This window comes from Sphingomonas pokkalii (assembly GCF_003096275.1).
Classification (GTDB): domain Bacteria; phylum Pseudomonadota; class Alphaproteobacteria; order Sphingomonadales; family Sphingomonadaceae; genus Sphingomonas; species Sphingomonas pokkalii.
The window spans coordinates 4,129,001-4,152,390 of record NZ_QENQ01000001.1 but is presented as its reverse complement, the minus strand read 5'-3'; the positions used below and the strand labels follow the sequence as shown (position 1 = coordinate 4,152,390).

Genomic DNA, 23,390 nt, shown 5'->3' with positions numbered 1-23,390 from the left:
GGTGTCGCAGGCACCTTTGCCAAGCCGAGAGGCCGCTTCTCCACAGCTTTTCGATTCCGCCGCCAACTACGCATCATTCCGTAGGCCGGCATAAAGGATAGCAAAGCTTGTCCAACTATGGGATTGTCGAGACGCGGCCGGAAGCTTGCAAACCTCCCGATTCCGGCCGCACCTGGCCTAGCTAGAGCAAGGACTCGATGGGGTTGATCAAGTCTCGCGGCGAAGTCGTCGGGGCATAGCGATCGACCACCTTGCCGTTCCGATCGACCAGGAACTTGGTGAAGTTCCATTTGATCGCCTCCGTACCCAGAACGCCCGGCGCTTCCGATTTCAGCCGTTCGAACAGCGGCGCCGCATTGGCGCCGTTCACGTCGACCTTTCCGAACACCGGAAAGGTGACGTCGTAGCGGAGCGAACAGAATTGCGCGATTTCTTCCGCGTCACCGGGCTCCTGCCCGCCAAATTGGTTGCATGGGAATGCGAGCACTGCAAACCCGCGATCGCGATAGATACGCCATAGCTGTTCCAGCTCGGCATATTGCGGGGTGAAACCGCATTTCGACGCCGTGTTGACGATCAACAGCACCTGGCCCGTAAAGGCAGAAAGATCGGCGCTGCTTCCATCCGGCATCGTGACGGGTATCGTGGTGATGGCATCGCTCATGCTGCTTCCTCCAATCGACCTTCGTGCAACCGCACGACGCGATCCATCCGCGCCGCCAGCCGCTCATTATGCGTCGCGACCAGTGCCGCCGACCCTTCCCCCCGCACCAGGTTCAGGAATTCGTCGAAGACGCGGTTGGACGTGGCTTCATCCAGATTGCCGGTCGGTTCGTCGGCGAGCACCAAGGGTGGCCGGTTTGCGAGGGCACGGGCCACCGCGACGCGCTGCTGCTCGCCGCCGGATAGCTGATTCGGCCGATGGGTAAGCCGGTGCCCGAGGCCCAGCTGCGTCAGCAACGCGGCCGCCCGCGCCTGCGCCTGCGGCCGAGTGGTGCCGCGGATAAGCTGCGGCAGGATCACATTCTCCGTCGCGTCGAAATCGGGCAGCAGATGGTGGAACTGATACACGAAGCCCAGCTTGTCCCGCCGTACCGCCGTGCGCGCCCCCGCGCCCAACTGCGCCGCTTCCTCGCCGACGATCCGAATCGATCCCTCGAACCCGCCTTCGAGCAAGCCCACCGCCTGCAGCAGGGTCGACTTGCCCGAACCCGAGGGCCCCAGCAGCGCGACGATCTCGCCGGGCTGGATGTCGAGATCGATGCCGCGCAGCACATCGATACGCACCCCGCCCTGTTCGAAGCTGCGGCGCAGATCGCGCGTCTGGAGAACCGGATCATTCATAGCGCAATACCTGGACAGGATCGGTGCTCGCCGCCTTCCACGCGGGGTAGAGCGTGGCGAGGAAGGTGAAGAGCAGTGCCATCGCGCAGATCGCGAAGGTCTGGAACGGATCGGTCTTGGCCGGCAGTTCGGTGAGGAAGCGCATCTGCGGGTCCCACACCTTCTGGCCGGTCGCCGCGCCGATCGCCCATACCACCTGCTCGCGGAAGGTGATGAAGAAGAAGGCGAGCACGCCCCCCGCCCCTACGCCAAGGGCCCCGATCGTGGTGCCGACGAGGACGAATACCTTCATCATGCTGCCCCGCGTCGCGCCCATCGTCCGCAGCACCGCGATATCGCGCGTCTTGGCGCGGACCAGCATGATCAGCGACGAGATGATGTTGAACGCGGCGACGACCAGGATGATCGACAGGATCGTGAACGAGACGATCCGGTCCACGGAGAGCGCCTCGAACAGTTCGCTGTTCATCTGGCGCCAGTCGGTGATCTGGCCGACATTCCCGACCTTGGCGGCGAGCGGGCCGACGATCTGCTGGATCTTGTCCGGGTTGTTCGTGTCGATCCGCACCATGCCCACCGTGTCCCCCATCAGCAGCAGGGTCTGCGCATCCTCGATCGGCATGATGATGTAGCTCTTGTCGTAATCATACACCCCGACTTCGAAGATCGCGGCGACACGATATTTGACGATGCGGATATTGGTTCCGAAGGGGGTCGCCACGCCGAGCGGATTGACGATCGATATTTCCGAACCGATCGACGCGCCCAGCGCCTCGGCCAGCCGCGAACCGATCGCGACCTGTTCGCTGCCCGGCTTCAGGTTGTTGAACGAACCCAGGATCTCCTTGCCCTTCAGCGTCGCGTTTTGTCGGATATCCTCGACCCGCATGCCGCGGACCAGCGAGAACTCGGTGCGACCGTTGAAGATCGTGAAGAGCGGCTGCTCGATCAGCGGGGTGGCGGCGGTGACGCCCGGGATCGCCTTGGCCTCGTCAGCGATGCGGCGCCAGTCGCGCAGCTGGCCGCCATAGCCCTGCACCACCGCATGGCCATTGAGGCCGGCAATCTTGTCGAACAGCTCCGCGCGGAACCCGTTCATCACGCTCATCACCACGATCAGCGCGGCGACGCCGAGCATCACGGCGACCAGGCTGAACCCGGCGACAACGGCGATAAAGGCTTCACTGCGCCCAGGCAGCAGGTAGCGGCGGGCGATCATTCGCTCGTAGCGAGAGAGTAGCATGCCGATCCTCTAGGGCCCATTCGCGCGGAGGGGAAGCGCTCTGTTGCCTTTTCGACACAGGGCGTGCGCAAACTGCTTACGGCAAGCTGTCGGCGGGTGACAAAGCAATGCTGGGATCGTACCAGAACAACGTCGAAGCGCAGGCACCAAAAGGCCACGGTTCGGGGAGGTTCCCAGCTCCACGTGCAAGCAAATGCAGGTGTTTAGAAGCGGGATCCTATTAAGGGGGCTGACGAGCATTCGTCACGCAGGCGCCCGGATCGGAAACGGTCCGGGCGTTTGTCTTTTCCCACCGATCCTGTGCGCGACACACCGCTTTCCCAGCACCCTTTTCCCGGTATCCGCCCGCTTCCCCGGCCTATCGGGCGGAGCAGGTGACCCCGCTCCGCCCGCCAACCTCCCCCGGCCATGGCGGGAGGCCAGTCGGTCACCCGATCAGAAAGAACCGCTGATCGTGAAACCCCAGGTACGCGGGTCTCCAGGCTGGCCGACAATCAGGCCGGTGTTCCCCGACTGCACCGAAAGCAGTTCGAAATAGCGCTTGTCGAAGGCGTTCCGCACCCAGGCAAAGGCATTCACCTTGCCCTTGCGATAGCCCAGGCGGAAGTTGGACAGCGAATAGGCGTCGATCCACGTATAGGCCGAGGGCGAGGGATTGGACGAGAAACGCGACCGCCAGCTGCCGTCATAGCCGAGATATACCTCGCCTTCCGCAACCGGCGCATTCGCTTCACCGCCAAAGCCGAACGCCCATTTCGAAATACCCGGCAGCACCTGGCCCGAAATGTCGCAATTGGCCGGGCTGCTCGCGCCGCCGGACAGTTCGGGCGGGCATGGCGCGTCGCGGAACCGGGCATATTTGGCGTCGGTGAAGGCGCCATTGGCGTAGAGCTTGAAGCGATCGCTGGGCTGGATGTTCGAATCGAATTCGAAACCGCGCACCCGCACCTTGTCTGCATTGGCGAGATAGCCGCGAATCACGCCCAGCTGACCATTGGTGACGGTCGCCTGATAGTCCTTCACCTCCGTCCAGAAGCCGGCAAGGTTGAAGGTCGCCCGGCGATCGAAGAATTGCGTCTTCAGGCCGACTTCATAGTGGTTCACCTTTTCCGGCTTCACCGTCACGGCCGCCAAGATCGGGCTGTTGTTCGCGTCCAGCGGCAGACCGGACAGGTTGATCCCGCCCGATTTGAAACTGCGGGCATAGGTCGCATAGCCGTGCACGTCGCGATCGAAATCATAGGACAGCGTCACGTCGCCGGAGACATTCCAGTCGCTGAACCGCGGGGAATAGCTTTGCGGCGCCAGCACGCCGCGCTGATCCGAATTCAGCGTGGTGCTGCCGGTACCGGTCGTGACCGTCGCGACATACGAGCCGCTCTTCTTGTCATAGTTGAGCCGCAGGCCGGGCTGGACCCGCAGCTTCGGCAATGCTTCCCAGTTGAGCTTGCCGAAGACAGCGAAGCTCGAATTATCGAAACTGATCGCGTTGCGCGACGTCAGGCCGTTCAGCACCGCCGGATTGCAGGCATTGGCCGTGGGCGTGGCGCATCCAACGGCCCCGGGCGCGACATTGCCCGGATTGAGCAACCAGCGGCTCGCCGCCGGCCCCTGGACCTGCGATCCCTGGGTATCGATCGTCTGATGAAACAGGAAGATGCCGGCGGTGTAATCGAGCCGGTTCTTGCCATTGGACGCGATCCGCAATTCCTGCGTCACCTGCTTCTGCTGCGACGGGTTCTGCGACACGGTGGTGATCGGCAAGCCGACGAAATCGCGGTCGTTCGCCGGCTTCCAATCCCAATAGCGCCAGGCGCTGACGGAGGTCAGGGTCGCACCGCCAAGATCCCAGTTCGCGACCAGCGAGGCACCACCGATTTCCTGGCGCGAATTGATCGAGGCATCGAGATCGGTCTTGCGATCGAACGGATCGGTGCTGGGCGGCGCATAGCCGAATGCGGCCGCCAGCGCCGCATATTGGCGGTTCAACGGGCGCTGCGTTGCGCCGACCCGCGCATAATATTGCACACAACACAATGGGTTCTGCAGATTGAAGTCGCCCGAAAGGGTGAGATCCAGATTGGGCGCCGCACGCCAGAGCAGCTGGCCGCGCACCTCGTAATTGTCCAGCCGGTGCAGATAGCTGTCGGTGCGGGTGTTGTAGATCGTGCCGCGGCGGTTCGAAATCGAGGTGGAAATCCGTACGGCGAGCGTATCGTCGGCAATCGGCGCAGAGGCCGACCCCTTCAGCTGAAGGAAGTTATAATTGCCGACGCTCGCTTCATAGCGGACCTCCGGCGTGAAGCTCGGCGCGCGCGTGGTGATATTGATCGCGCCCGCCGTGGTGTTCTTGCCATAGAGCGTGCCCTGCGGCCCGCGCAGTACCTCCACGCGCTGGACATCGACGAAATCGAACGTCGAAGCACCGACCCGGCCGATATAGACGCCGTCGACATAGAAGCCGACGCCCTGTTCGATGCCGTCATTGGTGAGCCCGAACGGCGCGCCGAGCCCGCGGATGTTGATCGCGGTGTTGCGCGGATTGCTCGAATAGAATTGCAGCGCCGGCTGCGATTGCTGGATGCGGCTGACGTTGAAGGCGCCGCTTTCTGCCAGCGATTCGCCGGTCAGGACCGAAATCGCGAGCGGAACTTCCTGCACGCGCTCCTCGCGTCGGCGCGCGGTGACGAGGATTTCGCCGGACGGCGCCGCATCCTGCTGCGCTTCGGCAGGCGCCGCCTCCGGATCGGTTCCGGTATGCGGGCCGCCTTGCGCGCCCCCGGCAAGCAGCAGCAGCGGAATCAGCGCCAAACTCATCATCGTCCCCTTGATTACCTTATAGCAATCTCCACCATATTGATGGGCTTTAGCGAGCAAGGAGATGTTTAGCGCCCGCTAGCGCTAGTTGCGCGCCCATGGAGCAAGCGCAGCGACAGGGCCTTGAAACCGGAAATCGGCAAACCAAATATGGTTCGACAGGATGCCACAAGGGTCCTGTCCCGGTGCCGCGAGTGTTCGGGCACCGAATGTCACGACGTTCAAATTGCTCATTGGAGGATAGAAAGATGCGTCAGTTCGATTTCACGCCGTTCCGTCGTTCCGCAATCGGCTTCGACCGGCTGTTCGACTTGCTCGAAGCCAGCGCACGCCAGACGAGTTCGGAAAATTACCCGCCGTTCAACCTCGAGCGACTTGCCGAAGATCGTTACCGCATCACCATCGCGGTGGCAGGATTCAAGCCGGATGAGATCGACATCACCGCGCAGCAGAACCTGCTGCTCGTCGCCGGTCGCAAAGCCGGTGAGAATGAGAACAACCAGGGCAATTATCTGCATCTGGGCATCGCCAACCGCAGCTTCGAGCGCCGCTTCGAACTCGCCGATTTCGTGCGGGTCGAGAATGCGAACCTGGCCGACGGCCTGCTGACGATCGAGTTGCTGCGCGAAGTGCCCGAGGCGATGAAGCCCAAGAAGATCCAGGTGGGTACCGGCAGCGAGCCGACCGCGATCGACCATCACGCGGCCAACGCGGCGTAACGCCCCAGCGCATGTTCAAGTTGGCCGTTTCCAGTCGACGACTTGAAAAATGCAGGATCGAAAAACTGGAGCGTATTCGCTGCACGTGAAACCGCTCCAGCGCGTTCGCGGCGCTCCCCCTCCCTTAGGCGCCGTGGCGGGGCGCTCGGGCTTCGGCCCGGGCGCCTTTTCCTGTGGGCGAGGAACCGCCGCGATGCCGAGCGACATGGCGCGAACACGGGTTGCCGCCACACCGCCCTGGGCGAGGAAGCACAGCGGAACCCATCCGATCTCGATGCCTGCCGTGACGCAGCCGAGCCAGGTTAGAGGGTCTTGAGATACTCGATCAGGTCGAGCTTTTGCTGCGGCGTGAGGTTCGTGCCATACTCGTGACCACATCGGCTGTTGCCCGAATCCACCCGATCACAGCCGGTCGTCTGCCGCGTCGCATGAAGACCGGTTTGTGTCGCCGCGAGACCGACCGCGGTCTTGTCGTAGCGACGCCCGACCTCGAACCGCACGGGCCGCTGCGATGCGGGTTTCAACAGGTCAGCGAGCGTCGGGACGCTTCCGTTGTGGAGATAGGGCGCTGCCGCCCAAATCCCTTCCAGGACGCGCGCTTCATAACGGAACTTGCCGGATGTATCACCCTGCGCCGGCACTTCGGCATCCAAATGATAGGCGTTCAGAAGCGAGGCCTGTATCGGCGACAAAGACGTCTTCAAGAACGTATCGGCGGCGGCCTCGCTCATCGCTTCCGCTGCGGTGAGCTTCCCGTGGAAGGGCCAATAATTCTGCGCAATGCTGCCGACCACCGACGTTGCAAGAATATCGAACTGCCTGGCCTTCGGCCCAAGCCGCTTCAACGGTATGCCGGTGCCCGACAACACGCCGGTCGACGCCGTGCGGGCGAGCACGGCATATTCGCGCGTATCGGTGCCGACATCCAGAAGCGGCGTCCTCCAGGTGGGAGTCAGCGAGAAGCGCATCGCGCCCTTGGCAATGCCATGACACTCGACGCAGCCGCCCGCCGCCGTCTTCAAATCGAAGATGCGCTTGCCGCGCTCGGCGCTCTGCCTGTCATGGGACCAGGGCCAGCGCGGCGCGCCTATCTTCTTGATCAGCCCCTCGGCAAGACCAAGCCCGTCGAAATTCGCCGAATTGCCGACGAGAAAGTTCGCCTTGAATATGCTGTGCGGATCGGGCTGCGGGGAAAATGCCGCGAACACGCCATAGACTTCGCCGAGATTGCGCACGAGGCCGAGCAGGTCGTTACCGTTTTCCGCGAAGCCCGGCCACTGCGTGAAATCCTGCCGTGCCGCATTCCACAGGAACGGATAGCGCACCGGCGCATCGGCTGTCTGGATATTGTCGGCGATGATCCCGTTCGGTCCGGTACCGATGTCCAGGCCGGTCAGGCGGTTGAAGATCATCGAAACGGCATCGAGCCGCCCAAGGCCCCAGCCCTCTTTCGGAAAGGAGCGGGTGAAGAGCGTGTGCTGGCGATCATACCAAATATCCACGGCACCTCGAAGGGCGCGTTTCTGAGCCTCCGTGGCGCCGGCGCCGAGTATTTTGGTCGCGAACGCGTCGAACGCAGACGGTGTCGCGAGCGCCTTGGCAACCGCGGCATCAAGGTCACTCAGGAACGCCTGAAAATCGGAGATCGCAGGGCCGCCGTCGATCCTGTACGTCTGCCCTTCGACCTCGATGTCGCGCGTGTGGCAGGCCGCGCAGGTCATCCCCATCATTTCGCTGCCCAGCGGACCCGAGCTGGTGAAGCCGATCGGCAAGCCGGTGTCGGTCGCAGGATTGGCGAGATAGCCGTAGCGGGTAAGGCCATCCGCAAGGAAAGGCTGCCCATTCGGACCATCGAGCGCACGGATCCAAGCCAGCGGGATGACCCGCGAGCCTTGGTCCTGCGTGTAAAATGCCTCGCGATCGACCTGCCTCCAGGAAGCCCCCTGATCGACATAGGTGATGCTGCCGGGTTTCTTGTCCGGCGTCCGCAGCAGGACGATGGCCGCGATCAGCGCGATGCCCAATACCGCCAGGGCGATAATTGACCAGCGTTTGATCCAGCGTGCGCTATCCGCCGTCTTCGTATTCATATTCCCCCACCCCCGGGTTATCGCTCAGGAATACATCCAGAACCATATCCGACAGCCCAGATACACGCCCAAGCATAGATTCGATAAGAACACAGTTCCGAACTTTATTGTTCAATTATACCTTCGTCAATCGCTCGCACGGAACAAGCAGGACGCAATACTAATATATGACGATATGAATACACAAACATGCAAATTGCATGGATAAGAACTAGGTCTTTCAGCACGTTATGCTTAAGATGATATTAAGGTCGGCCGTAGAAATGTATAATCGGCGGCATCGGCAAGCCCGCCATCGGGAAGAAATCCTGCCCGCGTACGGCGATATCGCCATCCCCGGCATCGATGCGCTTTCGATAGATGCAAAAGGATGCTCTGGCGGCAGATAGCGCCAGCGCGAACGCGCGCGCTGCTTCCCGCGCGCGAAGGCCGCAGGTCAATGCGACTCGGACAGGCCGGGCCCGCGGATCCGGCGGTACTGCGCGCAGGAAGTGATCCGGCCCCTGTTCGGAATGGCAGCCATGCTTCCAGAACCCCTGTTCTGTAGCAGGCCATTGCAGCAAAGCCCGGCCACGGTTCCGGCGCCGACCAGAAAACCGATATATATCAGGTATCTGTGAAAAAGCTGGCTGGGGCGGGAGGATTCGAACCTCCGAATGACGGTACCAAAAACCGTTGCCTTACCACTTGGCGACGCCCCAACGGGAAGCGGGCTTATAGAGCCTCAGAACAGACGTTCAAGCCATCCGTGCGGATCCGGGGCAACGCCGCGCTGAATTCCCACCAGCTGCTCGCGCAGACGCTCGGTCAGCATGCCGGGACCGCCATTGCCGATCTGGAACTCGAAGCCGTTGCCGCGCACCGCGCCGATCGGCGTGACCACCGCTGCCGTACCGCAGGCAAAGGCTTCGCGCAGGCGGCCGCTCTTCGCATCGTCGCGCCACTGGTCGATCGAATAGCGTTCCTCGCGCACCTCGACACCCGCGCCGCGCGCCAGGGTGATCAGCGATTCGCGGGTGATCCCCGGCAGGATCGTGCCGGACAGCGGCGGGGTGGAGATCGAGCCGTCGTCGAACACGAAGAACACGTTCATGCCGCCCAGTTCCTCGACATAGCGGTTCTCGACCGCGTCGAGGAACACCACCTGGTCGCAGCCCTGGCGGATCGCCTCAGCCTGGGCGACCAGGCTGGCGGCATAGTTGCCGCCGCACTTGGCAGCCCCCGTGCCGCCCGGCGCCGCGCGGGTATAGTGATCGGAGACCCACAAAGTCACCGAGGGGGCGCCGCCCTTGAAATAGGCACCCGCCGGCGACGCGATGACGAGGTAGAGATATTCGCTCGCCGGCTTCACGCCCAGGAAGGTCTCGCTCGCGAACATGAAGGGGCGAAGATACAGCGAGGCGCCCTCGCCTTCCGGGATCCAGTCGCGATCGGCCTTCACCAGTTCGCGGATCGAGGCGAGGAACAATTCCTCCGGCAGCGGCGCCATCGCCATGCGCTCGGCCGATTCGCGGAAGCGGCGGGCATTTTCCTCCGGGCGGAACAGCGCGGCACCGCCATCGGGCAGGCGATAGGCCTTGAGGCCCTCGAAAATCTCCTGTGCATAATGGAGCACGGCACAGGCGGGATCGATCTGCAGCGGCGCATAGGGCTGGATGCGTGCATCGTGCCAGCCCTTGTCGGCCGAATAGCGGATCACCGCCATGTGATCGGTAAATACCTTGCCGAAGCCGGGGTTCGCGAGGATCGCCGCGCGGTCATCGCCGGTCCGCGGGTTGGTGTGGGCTTCGAATTCGAAATCCAGGATCGTCGCGTCTTCCATCACTCGGTCTTTCTCGTCCCCAGAGCCTCGGGTTGCGCAGGACTAGGCGCGGTGGCAGAAACGGTCAACATGGCTGCCCCAATTCCTGCCTCCCCCCTCTTTCTGCGCGAGCCCGAAATCCGGCGCGGCATCGAGCTGCTCTATTTCGGCTATTCGCACCTCACCCGCTCGATCGACGACGGGCTGGCGCGCCAGGGACTGGGCCGCGCGCACCACCGCGCGCTCTATTTCATCGCCCGCAAGCCCGACCTGACGGTGAGCGAGCTGCTCTCGCTGCTGGCGATCACCAAGCAGTCGCTGGGCCGGGTGCTGGGGGAATTGGCCGAGCGCGGTCTGGTGGAAACGCGGGCGGGCACGCGCGACCGGCGGCAGCGGCTGCTGCGGCTCACCGAGGCGGGCGCCAAGCTCGAATCCGAGCTGTTCGAGGCGCTGCGCGAAAAAATGGCCGGCGCCTATTCAAGCGCCGGCCAGGGAGCCGTCGGGGGATTCTGGGCCGTGCTCGAAGGGCTGATGCCCGAGGACGAGCGCGGCCGGGTGGCTACGCTGGGGCGCTGAGCGCCCCGTCCTTCCCGAAAGCCGTCATCCCGGCTTTCGCCGGAATGACGGGACGGTCGTTCAGGCGACCTTGAAGCCTTCCTTGTTCATCGCGAGCGTGAGCGCCTTGTTCCTTTCCTCGCTCAGCTGGGCACGGAGTTCGGGGAACAGCGTGTCCTCTTCCTCGCGTATGTGCTTTTCTAGCGCGGCGCGGAATTCCTTCACCTTCTCCAGCCACTTGGGCGAGGTGCTCGGCATGTTCTCCAGGTCGTAGAGGAACTGCTTCACATAGCCGTGCTCGGCGTTGAGATTATCGGCCTCCTCGGTCTTCCCCGCTTCGCGGAGCGCCGGGTAGATGACATTCTCTTCCTCGATCGCGTGCTTCACCAGCGCGTGCTTGATGTGCGCAAGCAGCATGTTGCGGCGGATCGTCGCCTTGTCGTCGGTCGCTTCCAGCGTGTCGAATACCTTCAGCACCGCCTTGTGCTCGGCCTTGAGCGCATCGTCCCAATTGCCGGCGAGCGCACTCGGCGCCTGCACCGCCGCCTTGCGGCCGAGCATCGCCAGCAGGCCGAGCGCCGCGCCGCCGGCCACCGCGCCGGCGATCACGCCCATGCTGGTGCCATTGCTCGCCTTCGCCGCGTCCCTGGCCGTCGTCTTCGTCGTGCGCTTGGGTTCGGTCGTCGTCGCCATGTCAGCCTCCGTCGAAACTTGGGATCGGAGGCTTAACCGATGGGAATAGCGCGCGTTCCGTTGGTCGCCGCGCTATTTGCGCGCTTCGGCGGCCATTTCCGCGTTGCGCCGTGCCGATGCGGCCAGCGTTTCGCGCAGCAATCTCTTCAGCGCCTCGCCACGGTCGAGCACGTTGAGCCCTTCGCGGGTCGAGCCGCCAGGGCTCGCGACGCGATCGGCGAGCACCGCCGGGCTTTCGCTCGCAGCCGCCGCCATCAGGCCGGAGCCTTCCACCGTCGCCAACGCCAGCCGCTGCGCCTGATCGGCGGGCAGGCCGAGCGCCGCACCGGCCTCCGCCAGCGCATCGACGAAGCGGAACACGAAACCCGGTCCACACCCCGCCAGCGCGGTGAGCGCGTCGAGCAGCGGCTCGCTCGGCACCCATTCGACAAGGCCGAGCGGGCGCATCAACGCTTCGGCGGCGTCGCGCGCGGCGGCATCGTCGCTGGGCGTGGTGAGGCCGACAACGCCTTTGCCGATCGCCACCGGCAGGTTCGGCATCGCACGCACGACCGTCTCCGCGCCCAGCGCCGCGGCAAGGGTCGCGACCTCCACGCCAGCGAGGATCGACACCAGCAGCGGAAGGCCCGCCACCAGCGGCGCCAGTACCGGCGCCACGGCGTGGAGCTGCTGCGGCTTCACCGCCAGCACCAGCACCGTCGGCCGCTCGCCCGCAGGCGGCGTTGCGCAGTGCCGTACGCCCTCGGGGATCGCCGGGCTGCCCGGATCGATGACGGTGATTGCGGCGGGATCGATCCCCGCCCCCACCCAGCGGCGGAGCATCGCCCCGCCCATATTGCCGGCACCGACCAGCCAGATCCGTTCGAGCAGGTGCATCTCAGGCCTCACCCTGGGTTTCGATCAGCGCGGCAGCGATCGCCTCGCTCGGCGTCTTGCCGCCCCAGAGGACGAACTGGAAGACGGGATAGAAGCGCTCGCACTCGTCGATCGCGCTTTCCACCAGCAGCTCCGCCTGGGCCAGCGTCAACGACGCGCCCTCGTCGCCGTCGATCAGCGCGGCATGGCGGAACAGAAGGATGCCGGTGGAGGACCAGAGTTCGAAATGGCCGATCCAGAGCTGCTCGTTGACCAGCCCGATCGTCTCATAGACCAGCCCGCGCCGCTCCTCGGGGACGCGCACATCGGGAAAGCCCATGAACTGCAGCACGCCATCGTCTTCGCGCCAGATCGCGCGGAGCTCATATTGGGTCCAGCTGCCCTTCACCTTGGCGACGATCTCGTCGTCCTCGCGCTCATGCGTCCAGCCATGCGCGGCGAAATAGGTTTCGAGCATATCGATGGGAGCCGCTGCGTCGCGGTCGAATTCCGCTTCGTCTAGCATCCCCATTCCGCCCTCGATCGTGTAATCATGCCTGCTCCTGCCAAGCACGCGAACGGGGCACAAGCTTGCGCCTGCGCCCCGCCACCAAAAGCTGTGGACAAGGAAAGAGCCGCCAGCGTCACGCGTTCCCTTGCGGGTTCAGCTTTGCCTCGAGCGCATCCAGGCGCGCTTTCAGCGCATCGGCTTCGTCGCGCGCGGCGGCGGCCATTGCCTTCACCGCTTCGAACTCGTCCCGGCTAACGAAATCGAGCCCGCCGATCCATTCGCGGACGCGTTCGCGCGCGCCGGATTCGGCCTCGCGCGCTACGCCGGCAAAGGTGCCCGCGGCGCCGTTCACCAGCTTCACCAGATCGTCGAACAGGCGGTTGTCGGTCTGCATGTCTAAAGATTCCCACTCAAAGCGTGTCTAGGCCGATGTGGGCGTTCATCGTCGCCGACGCAATCTTTTCTGCATCAGGATTGAGGTCGCGGACCTGCGAAAACAGCACGCTGGCGAAGCAGACCCAGGCGAGATAGGGCAGCAGCAGCAGCCCGGCGAGGGCACGCACCCGCCAGAAGGCGATCATCGTCACCGCGACCAGCACCGCAAGTGCCACGATCACGATCAGCGCAAGATCGAGCATGTGGAAGCGGAAGAAGATCGGCGACCAGGCGAGGTTCACCGCCAGTTGCACGACGAACAGCAGGAGCGCCGCCGAGCGCCCCCGCGCCCCGCGCGCGCTCAGCACCAGCGCGAAGGCCAGGCCCATCAGCACGTAGAGGATCGTCCAGACGACCGGAAACGCGATGTTGGGCGGCTGGATCGCAGGCTTGGCGAGCGCGATGAACCAGGGGTTCTGGTCCCCGGCGGGCGCGATCATCGCCGATCCGAAGCCGAGCAGCACGACAAGCGGCACCGTCACCAGCGCCCGCCGCCAGAAGCCGCGCCGCAGTTGCGCCTTCGATGCCAGTGCGTTCACGTGCCGTTTCCCCTATCTTCAACCTGGCCTTGCTGCACGCCTAAGCCATCGCGCAAGGCGTGCAAAGGGCTCGTCTATCCAATGGCAGCTCCCGCCCAAGTTGCGGTCATTCGCATTGGCCGCCACAAGAGCGGCATGAGGGTTGCAAATTGGACGCTGCTTGGGCTTTGCCTCTGTGCATCGACTGCTGGGTGTGATGCCTATTTGCGCCTAGAGATCCTCAACGCTACCGACGAAAACATGAACGTCGTTGTTGAGGGCCGTGACGCGCGGGTGGAGCCTGGCCTCAGCTATTCGGGTCAATATCCCGCTAGCGGATCAACCATCACAATTCGCACGGCAAAATGTTCACGGGATTACGTGACACCCAATCTTGATCAGTCGCCCTGGAAAGTATTTGATTGGGCGGTCGGTCAAATTGAGAGCAGCTTCATCTGGCGAACTTATCGCCTATGCACCGACGCCTGACGTTGAAATCAAAGGCAATCCCCTGCGAGCGATGCAGGATGGCGCGGCAATCCTTCACCCTGTGCGGTCCGCTTGCCGCGCATCGTGAGCGCCAGCCCTATGTCCGCTTCCCACCCAAAAACGGCCGCTCCGGCAGCCTCCAGCTACAGGCGGATCGATTCAGTCTTCCGGGCGGTCCCCGCGGATAGCGCCGATCAGGAACTCCACATTGCCCTCCGGCCCGGTGATCGGGCTGCGCGTCACGCCCAGGACCTGCCAGCCCTTGTCTTCCAGCCATGCCGCCACCTCGGCGCAGACCCGCTCGTGCACCGCAGGATCGCGCACCACCCCGCCCTTGCCGACCTCCTCGCGCCCCGCCTCGAACTGCGGCTTGATCAGCGCGGCCAGCCGCGCGCCGGGCCGGGTGAAGCCCAGCGGCACATCCAGCACCTTGGCCAACCCGATGAAGCTCGCGTCGCACACCACCAGGTCGATCGGCTCGGGGATGTGCGACGGCGTGAGGATGCGCGCGCTGGTCTGTTCGTGGACCACCACCCGTTCGTCCTGCCGCAGCTTCCAGGCGAGCTGGTTGGTGCCGCTGTCCACCGCATAGACGCGCGCGGCGCCATTGGTCAGCAGCACGTCGGTGAAGCCGCCGGTCGAAGAGCCGACGTCGATCGCCACCGCGCCGGTGACGTCCCAGCCGAAATGGTCGAGCGCATGGGCAAGCTTGATGCCGCCGCGCGATACCCAGGGATGGTCGCGGCCGCGCACCTCCAGCGCCGCGTCCGCGGCGAGCATCTGGCCCGCCTTGTCGATCTTGCGCTCCCCGGTGAAGGCGAGCCCGGCCATGATGAGCGCCTGCGCCCGCGTACGGCTCTCGGCGAGCCCGCGGTCGACGAGCAGTTGATCGGCGCGAAGCTTTGCCATGCCGCCCTTTAGGCGCGGCGCACGCCTCGGCGCAACCGCTCCTCGACTTGCCGCAGACTTATTGTCCACTATTTCAGTATGAATTATATCGAAGGTCCGGCCAGTCCCTCCCAAGGAGAGGATTTTATGACGATCTTTTCGCCGATCGATGATCGCTCGCCGATCATCCTTACCGTTCCCGGCCTCGGCGGCTCAGGGCCGTCGCACTGGCAGACCTTGTGGGAACAATCCCGCCCCGACACCCACCGAGTCGAACTCGGCATGTGGGATACGCCGCATCGCAACGCCTGGGTGACCAAGCTCGATCAGGCGATCCGCCAGGCGCAGGCACCGGTGGTGCTCGCCGCGCATAGCCTGGGGTGCCTGGCGGTCGCCTGGTGGGCGATGCTGGCGGGACAGACCTTCGGCACGCCGGTCGCCGGCGCGCTGCTGGTGGCGCCTGCCGATGTCGACCGCGACGACGCGCCGCCGGAACTCCACGCGTTCCGCCCGACGCCGATACACAGCCTGCCCTTCCCCTCGATCGTCGTCGCCAGCAGCGACGATCCCTGGATCGGCGTGGAGCGGGCGGAGGAACTGGCGCGCGGATGGGGCAGCCTGTTCGTCGATGCCGGGCCGCAGGGCCATTTGAACGCCGCCAGTGGCATCGGCTGGTGGGAAGATGGGCAGGCGCTGCTCGATCGCGTTCTCGATACGGCATCGGAGCGGAATGGGACAGTGCGCACCACCGTCGAAGCACGTTCGCTGCTGGCGGTGCACGCTACCGAGGCCGCACAGGCGCATTATCTCGGCAGCGGCCCGCGAAAGAGTGGGCAATATGGGACGAAATCATTCGAAGGCGGCTGGTAAGACTGAGGAGGACAATATATAGTAATCGCCATGGGCATGGCCGGGTGACGTACCCTAGAGCGTCATCCGGCCTACCCTGACCAGGCACGGAAATGCTGCGAAATCGAAGCGCGCCTTGCGGGTGCAGAGTTGCATATTTTGCAACGTGACAATTGATCTTTCTACCCGACCGAAAGCCGTTGCCGATTTTCGGCGCGCAGGGCGGATCGATGGCGTTGCAGCGAGCGGCGCCGAGCCCCTTTGCCGGGCCCCGATACTTTTCTGCCATGTTATATTGTACCGACAGCAAAGCCCCTCTATATGCCGGCCATGACGCTGAGCTCCCCTGTTGCCCACCGGGCCGGCATGGATGGAACCCTGGATCGCATCGCGATCGGGATCAGCGGCCTTTGCCTGATCCACTGCGTCGCCACCACGGTGTTGCTCACCGTGCTGTCCTCGGCAGGCGCGCTCGTCGATCCGCACATCCATGAGATCGGGCTCGCCCTGGCGATCGGTGTCGGCGTGTTCGCGCTCGGCCGGGGCATTCTGCACCATGGCATGATGGTGCCGGCGGTGGTGGGCGCATTCGGCCTGGGCATCATGGGTGGCGCGCTGTCGCTTCCCCATGGCGGATTCGAGACGTTCTGGACGCTGGTCGGGGTATCGTTGGTCGCACTCGGCCACGAGTTGAATCGTCGTGCCGGCTGCTGACGGCTGGCCTGCCAATTCCCGGTCGGTGCTTGCCGTCCTTCGGTCCAGCCCTTAAATCCCACCCATGTCCGCGCATCAACATCACGAGCATCAGGGTACCGACCTGACCAAGGCCGCCCAGACCCGCCTGGAACAGTCGGGTGAACAATGGACGGCGATGCGCGAACGCGTGTTCGAGGCACTGGCCAGCTTCGAGAAGCCGGCCTCGGCCTATGACATTGCCGATGCCGTTTCGAAGCTGGAAGGGCGGCGCGTTGCCGCCAACAGCGTGTACCGAATCCTCGATCTCTTCGTCGGGGCCAACCTGGCGCGACGGGTGGAGAGCGCCAATGCCTATGTCGCCAATGCCCATCCGGAATGCCTGCACGACTGCATCTTCCTGGTCTGCGACAATTGCGGCCAAACCACGCATATCGATGACGATACGATCACGCGCAACGTCCGCTCCGCAGCGGAACATGCGGGTTTTTCGCCGGTACGCCCGGTAATCGAGGTGCGCGGCAAGTGCAGCAAGTGCGATTGACCTGACCATTTGACCGTTCGACTTGGGGCCGGCACTAGGCTAACAAACGCTATGGCTGACCTACCCAAGACGCCGCTGCTCGACACCGTCGACACGCCGCAGGACCTCCGGAAGCTCGCCCCCGCCCAGCTGCGCCAGCTGGCGGATGAGCTTCGAACCGAAACCATCAGTGCTGTGGGCACCACCGGCGGCCATCTCGGCTCCGGCTTGGGTGTCGTCGAGCTCACGGTCGCAATCCATTATGTGTTCGACACCCCCGACGACCGGCTGATCTGGGACGTCGGGCACCAATGCTATCCGCACAAGATCCTCACCGGCCGGCGCGACCGGATCCGGACGATCCGCCAGGGCGGCGGCCTCTCCGGCTTCACCAAGCGCAGCGAGAGCGAATATGATCCGTTCGGCGCCGCACACTCGTCGACGTCGATCTCCGCAGCGCTCGGCTTTGCCGTCGCCAACAAGCTGAACGAGGCGCCCGGCAAGGCGATCGCGGTGATCGGTGACGGTGCGATGAGCGCCGGCATGGCCTATGAGGCGATGAACAACGCCGAAGCCGCCGGCAACCGCCTGATCGTGATCCTCAACGACAACGATATGTCGATCGCGCCGCCGGTGGGCGGGCTTTCGGCCTATCTGGCGCGGCTGATCTCGTCGTCCGAATATCTCGGTCTGCGCAGCCTTGCCCGCCGGGTGACCCAGAAGGTCTCGCGTCGCCTCACCGCCGCCGCCGGCAAGGCGGAGGAATTCGCGCGCGGCATGGCAACCGGCGGCACGCTGTTCGAGGAACTGGGCTTCTATTATGTCGGCCCGATCGACGGCCATAATCTCGAGCACCTGATCCCGGTGCTGGAAAATGTCCGCGACGCCGAGCAGGGCCCGATCCTCGTCCATGTCGTGACCAAGAAGGGCAAGGGCTATGCCCCGGCCGAGAAGGCGGCGGACAAGTATCACGGCGTCCAGAAGTTCGACGTGATCACCGGCGCCCAGGCCAAGACACCGCCGGGCCCGCCCGCCTATACCAAGGTGTTCGCCGACGCGCTGATTGCCGAGGGCGAGCGCGACGCAACCGTCTGTGCGATCACCGCGGCGATGCCCTCGGGCACCGGGCTGGACAAGTTCCAGGCGATGTTCCCGGATCGCACCTTCGACGTGGGCATTGCCGAGCAGCACGCCGTTACCTTCGCCGCGGGCCTCGCCGCGCAGGGGATGCGGCCGTTCTGCGCTATCTACTCGACCTTCCTGCAGCGCGCCTATGACCAGGTGGTGCACGACGTCGCGATCCAGAACCTGCCGGTCCGCTTCGCGATCGACCGCGCCGGGCTCGTCGGCGCCGATGGCGCGACCCATGCCGGCAGCTTCGACGTGACCTATCTCGCCAGCCTGCCCAATTTCGTGGTGATGGCGGCGGCGGACGAGGTCGAGCTCGTCCACATGACCCACACCGCCGCGCTGCACGACAGCGGCCCGATCGCGCTGCGCTACCCGCGCGGCAACGGCATCGGGCTCGAACTGCCCAAGGTTCCGCAGCGGCTGGAAATCGGCAAGGGCCGCGTGGTGCGCGAGGGCAAGAAGGTGGCGATCCTGTCGCTCGGCACCCGCCTGGCGGAAGCACTCAAGGCCGCCGACACGCTGGATGCCAAGGGGCTTTCCACCACCGTTGCCGACCTGCGCTTCGCCAAGCCGCTCGACGAGGATCTGATCCGCCGCCTGCTCACCACGCACGAAGTGGCGGTGACGATCGAGGAAGGCGCGATCGGCGGCATGGGCGCGCATGTGCTGACGCTCGCCAGCGACACCGGCCTGATCGATGCCGGCCTGAAGCTGCGCACGATGCGCCTGCCGGACCTGTTCCAGGACCAGGACAAGCCGGAAAAGCAGTACGACGAGGCCGGCCTCAACGCCGCCAATATCGTCGACACCGTGCTGAAGGCGCTGCGCTACAACGAGGCCGAACTGGCTGACGGCGTGCGGGCGTAAATCCAGCCATATCCTCCCCCGCCAGGGGGAGGTGTCAGGCCCAGCCTGACAGAGGGGGAGGAAGCGCGGCGGCCGAGAGGCTCTGGCATCCGCCCCCTCCGTCGCCTTCGGCGCCACCTCCCCCTGGCGGGGGCGGATAGGTTGCCCCTCCACCTTGAAGCTCCAACATGCACATGGTATGTGCATGTGCATGGCAACGCAGCTTCCAGAGACCCGCTCCAGCCGTGTCGTCGTGCTGGTATCGCCCGAGGAAAAGCGGCGGATCGCCGCTAATGCCGAAGCTGCGGACATGACGATGAGCGACTTCATGCGCACCGCCGCGGAGCGCTATACCGAGCCGACCGACGCCGAGATGACGCTGATGCGGGACTTGCTGGCCCAGCTCGAAGGCGCCAACGCCCGCACCGATGCTGCCTTTGCGCAGCTAGACGCCGCCCGCACCACCGCCGCGCAGTTCGACGAGGATGCCTATCGCGCGCAGGTTCGCGAACAGCTGCTCGCCGATCCCTCGATCGACTGGGATGCGCTGTCCACCGCCCTGTCCGGCTGGGCGCGCGCATGAGCTTCTGGACGGACGCGCTGCGCGCCCTCCAGCAGGTCGCACTCCTCCAGCACAAGGTCGAGCAGGCGCTCAGCACCGCCGAGGAAGCGCGCCGCCACTCGATCGAGACGCGCGAGCGGGTGATCCGCCTGGAAACGCTGATCGACATTGCGATGAAGCGACAGCCGCCGCCCGCACCGCCGGCCCTTCCCGAAAGTCCACCCGCCAGCCGCTAGCGCCGGCTTCCCCCAGGGACTACATCGCGGTACGTGCTGAAGATGACTGTTCTGCCCCTTACCGCCCGCCCCCGCGCGCTTGCGCACTGGCTGTTCGTCGTCGCCGCCATGATCGTGTTGATGGTCGTCGTCGGCGGCGTCACCCGGCTGACCGAATCCGGTCTCTCGATCACCGAGTGGAAGCCGATTTCGGGCATCGTCCCGCCGCTCAACGACGCGCAGTGGCAGGCGGAGTTCGATCATTACAAGCAGATCGGCCAGTATCAGCAGCTGAACCAGGGCATGACCCTGGCCGGCTTCAAGGCGATCTTCTTCTGGGAATATGTCCACCGCCTGCTCGGCCGGCTGATCGGGATGGTCTTCGCGCTGCCGCTGCTGTGGTTCTGGGTCCGCAAGCAAATACCGCAGGGCTATGGCTGGCGATTGGTCGCGCTGCTCGCGCTGGGCGGGCTGCAGGGCGCATTCGGCTGGTGGATGGTCAAGTCAGGGCTCACCCACACCCGCACCTCGGTCAGCCATTTCTGGCTGGCGATCCACCTGATGACCGCGCTGTTCACGCTGGGCGGCATCGTCTGGACGATGCTCGACCTGCGCGCGCTTGCCGCCAACCATACCGAGCGCCCTGCCCGGCTGACCGGCCTGGGCGTGGGGGTGCTGGTGCTGCTGGCGATCCAGCTCTTCTACGGCGCGCTGGTCGCCGGGCTCGATGCGGGGCTGGTCACCGACCAGTGGCCGCTGATGAACGACCGCTTTTTCCCCGGCGTCAGCCAGATCGGCGAAAGCCCGGTCCACGCCGCGCTCTATGATCCGGCGATCGTCCATTTCATTCATCGCTGGTGGGCATGGGTCGCGGTTGCCGGGCTGATCCTGCTCGCCCGCAAGGCGCGCGCGGCCGGCGACCGCCGCGCCTCGATCGCCATCCACTCGGCGTTCGGCATCCAGATCCTGCTCGGCATCGCCACGGTAATGACCGGCGTGAACCTCCACCTCGCCGCCACCCACCAGCTGGTCGGTGCGCTGCTGGTCTGCGCCACCGTCTGGGGAACGCACGCGACCGGCCGACGCCGATGAACGACACCGCGCTGCTCTACGTCACCTTCGCCAGCCGGGCAGATGCCGAGCGGGTGGCGGAGACGGTGCTGGCGGAGCGACTGGCGGCCTGCGTCAACCTCCTGGCGCCCTGCACCTCCATCTACCGCTGGCAGGGGAACATCGAACGCGGCGAGGAAGTGCCGGCGCTGTTCAAGACCCGCCCCGCCCTGGCGCTCCGCCTGCGCGAGCGGATCGCGGCGATCCACGGCTATGACCTGCCGGTGATCGAACAATGGCCCGCCGAAGCCGGCAACGCCGTTGCCCGCTGGATCGCCGACGAGACGCAATAGGACCAGCCGTGCCGCTGGACAGCCAGGCGGAAGCCTCGCCGCTTGCCCAACTGGGCCGATTTGCCGAACCGTCTGCGAATGCATCCGCTCCTTGTACTCGCCGCCATGCTCGGGACTATGCCTGCCGAACCCGCCATGGCGCCGCCTGTCTCGGCCGCTGCGGAAACGGTGACCCTGATCTTCCAGCCGCCGCTCGATCGACCGATACGCTATCGCATCGCGCAATCGCGCGCGCAGTCCGATCGGGTGAACGCAGCGTCCGAATGGGTGGAAGAACTGCGATTCGCCAAGGCCGGTGCGGGATATACGCTCCAATGGAAAATTGATCCCGCATCCGCGCAGGAGATCCTGAAAGACCCTGCCCTTGCGCCGCTGCTCCTCCCCTTCACGACGCAGACGATCACCTTTGATGTCGATGCGGAAGGCGAAGTCCTCCGTGCGCGCGATTGGGATAGCGTTCGGCCGCGGCTGCTGGAAACCGTCGACAAACTACCCCTGGCTGCCGGGACGACGGCGGCGGAGCGCGCGCAGGCAAAGGCGCAGATCCGCAGCCTTTTCGAAGGGATGACCGCCGAACAGGCGCCTGCGATTCTGCTCAAATCGCTCCAGCCCGTGCTCGGCTGGGGCGGCACATCGACCCGCGAGGGCGAAGTGCGCGAGACGACCGGGGCGAGCACGATCCCGATGTTCAACATACCCCTCGAACGGACGACCAGCGTGACGCTGGAATCCGCTACGGCGGATCGCGCGACCTTCCGCATCCGGTCGACCGTCACAAAGGAAGCGCTGACCTCGATGATAGCGGGGATGGCCGAACGCGTCGGCATCCCGCTGGATTCGGAGAAGGGTCGGGAGATGCAGGCCCAACTTTCGCAACTCGCCTCGGCGATGACCGACGAGAGCGTCGCCAGCTTTGATCGTGCCACCGCCCTGCCCCGCCATCTGCGCAACGACCGACGGGCGTCGATGGGCGGCAAGGCGCTGCAACAGACGCTGGAGATCACCCGACTCGACTGACAGGTATTATTTTACCCGTCAGCAAACCCACGCATTTCTTGACTTTCGGGACCCCAAACGTCAAAGGGACATCGAACGCGCTGCCGGCAACGGTGGCGCGTCTGCATTTCCTACGTGAAAGGTCACAGGCCATGAAGGCGCTGATGAAGACCACCAAGTCGGTCAAGCCGGCCGAGGTGGAGAAGAAGTGGCACATCGTCGACGCCGAAGGGCTCGTCGTCGGTCGTGCGGCGGTGGTGATCGCCAATGTGCTGCGCGGCAAGCACAAGACCAGCTTCACCCCGCACGTCGATTGCGGTGACAATGTCATCGTCATCAACGCGGACAAGGTCCGTTTCACCGGCAAGAAGCTCGGCCAGAAGGTGTACTACAAGCACACCGGCTATGCGGGCGGCATCAAGGGCATCACCGCTGCCAAGGTTCTCGAAGGCCGCTTCCCGGAGCGCGTTCTGGAGAAGGCCGTGGAGCGCATGATCCCGCGCGGTCCGCTCGGCCGCCAGCAGATGCGCAACCTGCGCATCTACACGGGTTCGGAGCATCCGCATGAAGCCCAGAACCCCGAGGTTCTCGACATCGCCGGCATGAGCCGCAAGAACAAGGTGGGTGCATAATGTCTGACAACCGCCAGTCGCTTTCCGACCTGGGTGCAGCGCTGGGCCAGCAGCCCGCCGCCGCTCCGGCTGCTCCGGCCACCACCGGCGCTGACGCCTATCTCGCCGGCGAGATCGCCGAACCGGCCGCCCCGACCACGCCGCTGCGTGCGCAGGAGCTGGATCAGTATGGCCGCGCCTATGCCACCGGCCGCCGCAAGGACGCCGTGGCCCGCGTGTGGCTGAAGCCGGGCACCGGCAAGATCACGATCAACGGTCGCGATCAGGAAATCTATTTCGCGCGTCCGACGCTGCGTCTCGTCATCAACCAGCCGTTCGGTGTCGCCGAGCGTGAGGGCCAGTATGACGTGATCTGCACCGTCAAGGGCGGCGGTCTTTCCGGCCAGGCCGGTGCCGTGAAGCACGGCATCGCGCAGGCGCTGACCAAGTATGAGCCGGTGCTGCGCGCCCCGGTGAAGAAGGCCGGCTTCCTGACCCGCGACAGCCGCGCCGTCGAGCGTAAGAAGTACGGCAAGGCGAAGGCCCGCCGCAGCTTCCAGTTCTCGAAGCGCTAAGCGTCTCGGCTACGGCCAGGAAAATGGG

Annotated in this window: 26 protein-coding genes and 1 tRNA gene; 14 read left to right on the top strand and 13 right to left on the bottom strand. The window is 64.8% G+C overall.

Annotation, left to right across the window (positions count from 1 at the left end):
• Positions 1-181 precede the first annotated feature (181 nt).
• The 4 genes from DD559_RS19205 to DD559_RS19190 all read right to left on the bottom strand — a co-directional run bounded on the left by DD559_RS19205 (position 182) and on the right by DD559_RS19190 (position 5,404).
• Positions 182-664 carry a glutathione peroxidase gene (locus DD559_RS19205; protein WP_116470593.1) on the bottom strand — a complete coding sequence of 161 codons (483 nt, stop codon included), beginning with the start codon at positions 662-664 and terminating at the stop codon, positions 182-184.
• On the bottom strand, positions 661-1,344 hold the full coding sequence (locus tag DD559_RS19200; RefSeq protein ID WP_116470592.1) for an ABC transporter ATP-binding protein: 684 nt from the start codon (positions 1,342-1,344) through the stop codon (positions 661-663). The genes DD559_RS19205 and DD559_RS19200 overlap by 4 nt, the downstream gene beginning before the upstream one ends.
• Positions 1,337-2,587 (bottom strand): lipoprotein-releasing ABC transporter permease subunit, encoded by a 1,251-nt coding sequence (locus DD559_RS19195; protein WP_116470591.1) that lies wholly within the window; start codon positions 2,585-2,587, stop codon positions 1,337-1,339. Before DD559_RS19195 ends, DD559_RS19200 begins: the two co-directional genes overlap by 8 nt.
• Positions 2,588-3,022: 435 nt before the next feature.
• Positions 3,023-5,404 carry a TonB-dependent receptor gene (locus DD559_RS19190; RefSeq protein WP_116470590.1) on the bottom strand — a complete coding sequence of 794 codons (2,382 nt, stop codon included), beginning with the start codon at positions 5,402-5,404 and terminating at the stop codon, positions 3,023-3,025.
• A gap of 248 nt (positions 5,405-5,652) precedes the next feature.
• Between DD559_RS19190 and DD559_RS19185 the strand changes: the two genes are divergently transcribed.
• Positions 5,653-6,123, top strand: a complete 471-nt coding sequence (locus tag DD559_RS19185) for an Hsp20 family protein (protein ID WP_116470589.1) — start codon at positions 5,653-5,655, stop codon at positions 6,121-6,123.
• A 302-nt stretch (positions 6,124-6,425) separates the two neighbouring features.
• On the opposite strand, the gene DD559_RS19180 is transcribed toward DD559_RS19185, so the two are convergent.
• The 3 genes from DD559_RS19180 to DD559_RS19165 all read right to left on the bottom strand — a co-directional run bounded on the left by DD559_RS19180 (position 6,426) and on the right by DD559_RS19165 (position 10,035).
• Positions 6,426-8,213, bottom strand: a complete 1,788-nt coding sequence (locus DD559_RS19180; RefSeq protein WP_116470588.1) for a di-heme-cytochrome C peroxidase — start codon at positions 8,211-8,213, stop codon at positions 6,426-6,428.
• A gap of 626 nt (positions 8,214-8,839) precedes the next feature.
• Positions 8,840-8,914 (bottom strand) — tRNA-Gln (locus DD559_RS19170).
• A gap of 23 nt (positions 8,915-8,937) precedes the next feature.
• Complete coding sequence (locus DD559_RS19165; RefSeq protein ID WP_116470586.1) at positions 8,938-10,035, bottom strand: branched-chain amino acid aminotransferase; 1,098 nt, start codon at positions 10,033-10,035, stop codon at positions 8,938-8,940.
• A 69-nt stretch (positions 10,036-10,104) separates the two neighbouring features.
• On the opposite strand from DD559_RS19165, the gene DD559_RS19160 reads away from it, so the two are divergent.
• Positions 10,105-10,590, top strand: coding sequence for a MarR family transcriptional regulator (locus tag DD559_RS19160; RefSeq protein WP_093293810.1), 486 nt, complete (start codon positions 10,105-10,107; stop codon positions 10,588-10,590).
• A 60-nt stretch (positions 10,591-10,650) separates the two neighbouring features.
• On the opposite strand, the gene DD559_RS19155 is transcribed toward DD559_RS19160, so the two are convergent.
• The 5 genes from DD559_RS19155 to DD559_RS19135 all read right to left on the bottom strand — a co-directional run bounded on the left by DD559_RS19155 (position 10,651) and on the right by DD559_RS19135 (position 13,602).
• Positions 10,651-11,262, bottom strand: a complete 612-nt coding sequence (locus tag DD559_RS19155) for a hemerythrin domain-containing protein (protein WP_116470585.1) — start codon at positions 11,260-11,262, stop codon at positions 10,651-10,653.
• Between the two features lie 72 nt (positions 11,263-11,334).
• Positions 11,335-12,138: a pyrroline-5-carboxylate reductase gene (proC, locus tag DD559_RS19150; protein ID WP_116470584.1), complete on the bottom strand. Its 804-nt coding sequence runs from the start codon at positions 12,136-12,138 to the stop codon at positions 11,335-11,337.
• Between the two features lies 1 nt (position 12,139).
• Positions 12,140-12,649 carry a type III secretion system chaperone family protein gene (locus DD559_RS19145; protein WP_010544228.1) on the bottom strand — a complete coding sequence of 170 codons (510 nt, stop codon included), beginning with the start codon at positions 12,647-12,649 and terminating at the stop codon, positions 12,140-12,142.
• A gap of 112 nt (positions 12,650-12,761) precedes the next feature.
• Complete coding sequence (locus tag DD559_RS19140) at positions 12,762-13,022, bottom strand: accessory factor UbiK family protein (protein ID WP_116470583.1); 261 nt, start codon at positions 13,020-13,022, stop codon at positions 12,762-12,764.
• A gap of 16 nt (positions 13,023-13,038) precedes the next feature.
• On the bottom strand, positions 13,039-13,602 hold the full coding sequence (locus DD559_RS19135) for a TspO/MBR family protein (RefSeq protein ID WP_116470582.1): 564 nt from the start codon (positions 13,600-13,602) through the stop codon (positions 13,039-13,041).
• Positions 13,603-13,683: 81 nt separating this feature from the next.
• On the opposite strand from DD559_RS19135, the gene DD559_RS19695 reads away from it, so the two are divergent.
• Positions 13,684-14,070: a hypothetical protein gene (locus DD559_RS19695; RefSeq protein WP_133243865.1), complete on the top strand. Its 387-nt coding sequence runs from the start codon at positions 13,684-13,686 to the stop codon at positions 14,068-14,070.
• Between the two features lie 159 nt (positions 14,071-14,229).
• Here the strand turns inward: DD559_RS19695 and DD559_RS19130 are convergent, their stop codons facing one another.
• A complete protein-coding gene (locus DD559_RS19130; protein WP_116470581.1) occupies positions 14,230-14,979 on the bottom strand; it encodes a TlyA family RNA methyltransferase in 750 nt (249 codons plus the stop codon).
• A gap of 126 nt (positions 14,980-15,105) precedes the next feature.
• Here DD559_RS19130 and DD559_RS19125 point away from each other — a divergent pair, with 126 nt between their 5' ends.
• The 11 genes from DD559_RS19125 (at position 15,106) to rpsI (ending at position 23,362) form a co-directional block, all read left to right on the top strand.
• Complete coding sequence (locus tag DD559_RS19125; RefSeq protein ID WP_116470580.1) at positions 15,106-15,828, top strand: RBBP9/YdeN family alpha/beta hydrolase; 723 nt, start codon at positions 15,106-15,108, stop codon at positions 15,826-15,828.
• A gap of 345 nt (positions 15,829-16,173) precedes the next feature.
• Complete coding sequence (locus tag DD559_RS19120) at positions 16,174-16,521, top strand: MerC domain-containing protein (RefSeq protein ID WP_116470579.1); 348 nt, start codon at positions 16,174-16,176, stop codon at positions 16,519-16,521.
• Positions 16,522-16,585: 64 nt separating this feature from the next.
• Positions 16,586-17,044 (top strand): Fur family transcriptional regulator, encoded by a 459-nt coding sequence (locus DD559_RS19115; RefSeq protein WP_116470578.1) that lies wholly within the window; start codon positions 16,586-16,588, stop codon positions 17,042-17,044.
• A gap of 51 nt (positions 17,045-17,095) precedes the next feature.
• Positions 17,096-19,021, top strand: a complete 1,926-nt coding sequence (dxs, locus tag DD559_RS19110; protein WP_116470577.1) for a 1-deoxy-D-xylulose-5-phosphate synthase — start codon at positions 17,096-17,098, stop codon at positions 19,019-19,021.
• Positions 19,022-19,211: 190 nt separating this feature from the next.
• Positions 19,212-19,583 (top strand): plasmid mobilization protein, encoded by a 372-nt coding sequence (locus DD559_RS19105; protein WP_116470576.1) that lies wholly within the window; start codon positions 19,212-19,214, stop codon positions 19,581-19,583.
• Positions 19,580-19,798, top strand: a complete 219-nt coding sequence (locus tag DD559_RS19100; RefSeq protein ID WP_116470575.1) for a hypothetical protein — start codon at positions 19,580-19,582, stop codon at positions 19,796-19,798. The genes DD559_RS19105 and DD559_RS19100 overlap by 4 nt, the downstream gene beginning before the upstream one ends.
• Positions 19,799-19,840: 42 nt before the next feature.
• Positions 19,841-20,869, top strand: a complete 1,029-nt coding sequence (locus DD559_RS19095; RefSeq protein WP_116471035.1) for a COX15/CtaA family protein — start codon at positions 19,841-19,843, stop codon at positions 20,867-20,869.
• Positions 20,866-21,180 carry a divalent-cation tolerance protein CutA gene (cutA, locus tag DD559_RS19090; protein ID WP_116470574.1) on the top strand — a complete coding sequence of 105 codons (315 nt, stop codon included), beginning with the start codon at positions 20,866-20,868 and terminating at the stop codon, positions 21,178-21,180. Before DD559_RS19095 ends, cutA begins: the two co-directional genes overlap by 4 nt.
• Positions 21,181-21,258: 78 nt before the next feature.
• Positions 21,259-22,197, top strand: coding sequence for a hypothetical protein (locus DD559_RS19085; protein WP_116470573.1), 939 nt, complete (start codon positions 21,259-21,261; stop codon positions 22,195-22,197).
• A gap of 131 nt (positions 22,198-22,328) precedes the next feature.
• Positions 22,329-22,808 carry a 50S ribosomal protein L13 gene (rplM, locus tag DD559_RS19080; RefSeq protein ID WP_116470572.1) on the top strand — a complete coding sequence of 160 codons (480 nt, stop codon included), beginning with the start codon at positions 22,329-22,331 and terminating at the stop codon, positions 22,806-22,808.
• Positions 22,808-23,362 carry a 30S ribosomal protein S9 gene (gene rpsI, locus DD559_RS19075; RefSeq protein WP_116470571.1) on the top strand — a complete coding sequence of 185 codons (555 nt, stop codon included), beginning with the start codon at positions 22,808-22,810 and terminating at the stop codon, positions 23,360-23,362. Before rplM ends, rpsI begins: the two co-directional genes overlap by 1 nt.
• Positions 23,363-23,390: the final 28 nt, after the last annotated feature.